This window comes from Delftia sp. ZNC0008, assembly GCF_000799035.1.
GTDB classification, from domain to species: Bacteria; Pseudomonadota; Gammaproteobacteria; order Burkholderiales; family Burkholderiaceae_C; genus Comamonas; species Comamonas tsuruhatensis.
The window spans coordinates 1-4,907 of the sequence record NZ_JTKZ01000471.1 but is presented as its reverse complement, the minus strand read 5'-3'; the positions used below and the strand labels follow the sequence as shown (position 1 = coordinate 4,907).

The 4,907-nt window shown below is 68.5% G+C and carries 4 protein-coding genes and 1 pseudogene; 1 reads left to right on the top strand and 4 read right to left on the bottom strand.

The features are described from left to right. The 4 genes and pseudogenes from L995_RS15980 to L995_RS15965 form a co-directional block, all read right to left on the bottom strand. Window positions 1-567: pseudogene (locus L995_RS15980) on the bottom strand (phenylacetate--CoA ligase); the annotation flags it as partial. Window positions 568-579: 12 nt separating this feature from the next. Continuing rightward, complete coding sequence (gene paaI, locus L995_RS15975; RefSeq protein ID WP_047472599.1) at window positions 580-1,047, bottom strand: hydroxyphenylacetyl-CoA thioesterase PaaI; 468 nt, start codon at window positions 1,045-1,047, stop codon at window positions 580-582. A gap of 10 nt (window positions 1,048-1,057) precedes the next feature. Next, window positions 1,058-1,840 carry an enoyl-CoA hydratase-related protein gene (locus L995_RS15970; RefSeq protein WP_047472597.1) on the bottom strand — a complete coding sequence of 261 codons (783 nt, stop codon included), beginning with the start codon at window positions 1,838-1,840 and terminating at the stop codon, window positions 1,058-1,060. A gap of 167 nt (window positions 1,841-2,007) precedes the next feature. Next, window positions 2,008-3,003 carry a tripartite tricarboxylate transporter substrate-binding protein gene (locus L995_RS15965; protein ID WP_047472596.1) on the bottom strand — a complete coding sequence of 332 codons (996 nt, stop codon included), beginning with the start codon at window positions 3,001-3,003 and terminating at the stop codon, window positions 2,008-2,010. A 177-nt stretch (window positions 3,004-3,180) separates the two neighbouring features. Between L995_RS15965 and hemE the strand changes: the two genes are divergently transcribed. Next, a complete protein-coding gene (hemE, locus tag L995_RS15960) occupies window positions 3,181-4,293 on the top strand; it encodes a uroporphyrinogen decarboxylase (protein WP_047472595.1) in 1,113 nt (370 codons plus the stop codon). Window positions 4,294-4,907 lie beyond the last annotated feature (614 nt).

Sequence of the window (4,907 nt, the reverse complement as noted above, 5' to 3'; positions counted from 1 at the left end):
GGGCGTGACCATGATGATGTCGGGCCGGAAATCCTGGATCAGCTGCACCTGCTTTTCGGTCTGCCCCCCCGACATGGGCACCACCGTGCAGCCCGCGCGCTCGGCACCGTAGTGCGCGCCCAGGCCGCCCGTGAACAGGCCGTAGCCGTAGGCCACATGCACCATGTCGCCGGGCCGCCCGCCCGCCGCGCGGATGGAGCGCGCCACCAGGTTCGCCCAGTTGTCGATGTCATTCAACGTGTAGCCCACCACGGTGGGCTTGCCCGTGGTCCCCGAGGAGGCATGCACGCGCGCCACCTTCTGGCGCGGCACGGCGAACATGCCGAACGGGTAGTTCTCGCGCAGGTCCTTCTTGGTGGTGAAGGGAAAGCGGGCCAGGTCGGACAGCGTGCGCAGATCGGAGGGGTGCACGCCCTTCTCGTCGAACGCGCGGCGGTAATGCGGCACATGGTCGTAGGCATGCTGCAGCGACCAGCGCAGGCGCAGCAGCTGCAGCGAGGCGATCTCGTCGCGGCTGGCGGTTTCGATGGGATCGAGTTCGCCGGGGGCGGGGCGCTGGACAGGCATGGCTGGGTCTTTTCAGACGGGCTGGTTCAGGCCGGGCACGGTAGGCCGGCCCTTGAAGCTGTGCGAGCGGCCACGGAACAGCGCGATCACTTCCTGGCGCTGGTTGGTGACCTGCACGTCATAGACGCCGGTGCGGCCTGCACGCGAGACTTCGCGGGCCTGCGCGGTGAGCACGTCGCCGGGCCGGCCGGGCGCGACGAAGTCCACGCTCAGGCCCGAGGCCACCGTCATCTCGTTGCGCGCATTGCAGGCATAGGCAAAGGCCGTGTCGGCCAGCGCCGTGATGAAGCCGCCGTGGCAGATGTCGAAGCCATTGAGCATGTCGTCGCGCACGGCCATCTCCATGCGCGCCCTGCCGGGCGCGATCTCGGTGGTGCGCAGGCCCAGTCCTTGCGCGGCGCGGTCGCGCGCCAGCATGCCGTCGCGCACCTGCTCGGCCAGTCGCTGGGCGGCCTCGCCCGGGGTGTGGTTGTCTTGCATGGCGGGCTCCTCAGCGGTCCGAGAACACGGCAGCCCGCTTGCCCAGGAAGGCGGCCACGCCCTCCTGGTAGTCGTGGGCTGCGCCCAGCTGGCCCTGCTGGCGCGCCTCGCGCGTGAGCGCATGTTCGTAGTCCAGCAGTTGGGCCGAGTCCATGGCCTCCCGCGTGCGCGCCAGGGCCCGCACCGGCATGGCGGCCAGGCGCTGCGCCAGGGCCTGGGCCTCGCTGCGCAAATCGGCATCTTCCACGCAGCGCCAGATCAGGCCGATGCGTTCGGCCTCGGCCGCAGGCAGCTTGTCGCCCAGCAGCGCAAGGCCCAGGGCGCGCGCACGGCCCACCAGGCGCGGCAGCAGCCAGGTGCCGCCGCAGTCGGGCACCAGGCCGATCTTGGCAAAGGCCTGGATGAAGCTGGCCGAGCGTGCGGCCAGCACCAGGTCGCAGGCCAGCGCGATATTGGCGCCCGCACCGGCAGCCACGCCGTTGACGGCGGCCACCACGGGCACGGGCATGGACTTGAGACGCAGGCACAGCGGCTGGTAGCGGCGCTCGATCAGGTCGCCCAGGTTCTGGTCGGGCGCGGCCTCGGGGTCGGACAGATCCTGGCCCGCGCAAAAGCCGCGCCCCGCGCCCGTGAGCACCACGCAGCGCACCGAGGCATCGCCGGCAGCCTGTTCCAGGGCCGAAAACAGCTGCTCGTGCAGCTGCGCGTTGAAGCTGTTGAGCGCGTCGGGGCGGTTCAGCACCAGGGTGCGGACGGCGTCTTGCTGCTCAACCAGAACCAGCGATGGGGGCATGGAAGTCTCCGTGGCCTGTCTGCCGTCTTTATGCGGCAGATCAAACATAATTTACCGAATGGTCGGTAAATGTTAGTCGCCAGACCCTTTCCACCACAAGCGCCCAGGCACCGAGGAAACCCTAGGCCCCATGAAAAAAGGCCCTCACGGGCCGATTTGTCGAAGGTTCAGGGCTTGAAGCCCGAGCGCTGCACCACCGGCGTCCACTGGGCGCGGTAGGCCTTGAGCATCTCGGCCGTCTGCGCGCTGCTGCTGGAGACCGGGGTCAGCCGGCTGGCCTCGAATTTCTGGCGCGTGTCGGGTTCCTTCATGATCTCCTGCACCATGCGCGACAGGCGCTCGGCAATGTCGGGCGCCATGCTCTGCGGCGCGAACAAGGTGTTCCAGCCCATGCCCGACAGGTTCAGGCCCGATTCCTTGAGCGTGGGAATGTCCGGCGCCATGGTGCTGCGGCGCTCGCCAGACACGGCCAGCACGCGGATCTTGCCGGCCTCGTGCTGGGGCAGCAGCACGTCGAAGGTGTCGATGGCCAGCGGTACCTGGCCGCCCACCAGGTCGGTCAGCAGCGGGGCCGAGCCCTTGTAGCCCACGGTTTCGGTCCGGACCTTGGCGGCCTCGCCCAGCATCAGCGAGAAGAAGTGCGGCAGGCTGCCCGTGGCCGGCACGCCCACGTTGGCCTGCTGCGGATTGGCACGCAGCCAGGCCAGCAGGTGCGACAGCTGCCTGACGGGCACGGCACTGGCCACGGCCACGCCGAATTCGTAGCGATTGACCTCGCTGACCGGGCGGAAGTCCTTGTCGGGGTCGTAGCCCGAGTCGAGGAACACCAGGGGCGCCACCAGCATCACGGCCGGATTGGCCAGCAGCAGCGCAGGCTGGGAGGCCGGCGCGTTCTTCACATACTGGGCCGACAGGCGGCCGCCCGCGCCGGGCTTGTTCTCCACCACCACGGGCGAGCCCACGCGCGCCTGCAGCTTGTCGGCCACGATGCGCGCCACGCGGTCGGTGGCGCCACCGGGCGGGTAGCCCACGACGATGCGCAGCGGCGCCTTGCCCGGAAACAGTGGCTCGGCCGCCGTGGCACTTCCAGCCAGCCCGCTGGCAGCCCAAACGGCCGAGGCCGGTGCCAGGGCCAGGATCTGGGTCAGGGTTCTTCGCTGCATCGCAAACTCTCTCCTTGCATGGACGGATTCCTGTGCGGAACGCACGCAGCACAATGTAGCGGCCTCAAAAAGCCCGTTGCCGCCGATATTGACCAGGGTTAACCCGGGGCAAGACGCCCTGCGCTGCTCGGGCATCGCGGCAACCTGGCGAAGCCGACTCGGCGACAATCGCCCACCATGAGCTTCGCCCCCCTGACCAACGACACCTTCCTGAGCGCCTGCCGGCGCCAGGCCACCGACTACACGCCGCTGTGGCTGATGCGCCAGGCGGGCCGCTATCTCCCCGAATACAAGGCCACGCGCGCCCGGGCCGGCAGCTTCATGGGCCTGGCCACCAACGTGGACTACGCCACCGAGGTCACGCTGCAGCCACTGGAGCGCTTCCCGCTGGATGCGGCCATCCTGTTCTCCGACATCCTGACCGTGCCCGACGCCATGGGCCTGGGCCTGTCCTTTGCCGAAGGCGAAGGCCCGCGCTTTGCCAAGGTGGTGCGCGACGAGGCCGCCGTGGCCGAGCTGGCCGTGCCCGACATGGACAAGCTGCGCTATGTGTTCGACGCCGTGACCAGCATCCGCCGCGCGCTCGATGGCCGCGTGCCGCTGATCGGTTTCTCGGGTAGTCCCTGGACCCTGGCCTGCTACATGGTCGAGGGCAAGGGCAGCGACGACTACCGCCTGGTCAAGAGCCTGATGTATGCGCGCCCCGACCTGATGCACCGCATCCTGGCCATCAACGCCGACAGCGTGGCCGCCTATCTCAACGCCCAGATCGATGCGGGCGCCCAGGCCGTGATGGTGTTCGACAGCTGGGGCGGCGTGCTGGCCGATGGCGCCTTCCAGGAATTCAGCCTGGCCTACACGAAGCGCGTGCTGGCCGGACTCAAGCGCACGGGCGCCGATGGGCAGGACGTGCCGCGCATCGTCTTCACCAAGGGCGGCGGCATCTGGCTGCCCGACATGAAGGACCTGGACTGCGAGGTGCTGGGCCTGGACTGGACGGCCAACCTGGCCCGCGCCCGCGCCATCGTCGGCGGCGAGGTGGGCGGACCCGGCAAGGCGCTGCAGGGCAACATCGACCCCAATGTGCTGTTCGCGCCGCCCGAGCGCGTGGCCGAGCAGGCGCGCGCCGTGCTCGACAGCTTCGGCGCCCCGCACACCGACAGGACCACCACGGGCCCCACGCACATCTTCAACCTGGGCCACGGCATCAGCCAGTTCACGCCGCCCGAGCATGTGGCTGCCCTGGTCGAGGCCGTCCACGGCCATTCGCGCGCCATGCGCCAGCGCTGAGCGCCCGCCCTGCTCCTCATCACCCGCAGGGCGGGATGCCAGCGCAGCGCCGGCCCCCTGCCGTGACAGCCACCGGCCCGGCTGGGCCGCGCTGTCCACAGTCCGCGCGCCCGGCCGGCGCTTGCTGCACAAGATGGCCACAGACCATCTTATGCACAGAAAAATCTGAGCGAGGTCTTAGGACTCACAGTTGTCACCCGCGCCTGCACGCGGGCGACATATCGATATAAGCCGTTGTTTTTGAAGATTTTTTTGATAGCACCGTTTTCAGAATGCACCACTCGGAAAGGTCCAACAAATGGGGGGATGGCCATAGATCCGAATAATCCCCACAAAGTTATCCACAGAAATTGACGATATACCCAGAAACCCGTAGCCACCGCCCGGGATGTCTGGTGTAGAACGCCGCTTCCCACGCCTCGGACGCTGCCCAAGGCTTATGCTTGGCGGCTTTGTTGCCGCTGCTCGTGCCCTGCGGCACCAGCGTTTTCAGGCCCCGCTTTCTTCCCATGCCCCTTCCCACCCATACCGTCCATGTCGCCGTCCAGACGCCGGCGCACAGCGCCGTGGGTGATCTGCTGAGCTACACCTGCGAGCAGCCGCTGGAGACGCGG

Bases quoted from the DNA above. Each gene is read 5' to 3' on its own strand.
- L995_RS15965 (WP_047472596.1), bottom strand. From the start codon at position 3,003: ATGCAGCGAAGAACCCTGACCCAGATCCTGGCCCTGGCACCGGCCTCG.
- paaI (WP_047472599.1), bottom strand. From the start codon at position 1,047: ATGCAAGACAACCACACCCCGGGCGAGGCCGCCCAGCGACTGGCCGAG.
- L995_RS15970 (WP_047472597.1), bottom strand. From the start codon at position 1,840: ATGCCCCCATCGCTGGTTCTGGTTGAGCAGCAAGACGCCGTCCGCACC.
- hemE (WP_047472595.1), top strand. From the start codon at position 3,181: ATGAGCTTCGCCCCCCTGACCAACGACACCTTCCTGAGCGCCTGCCGG.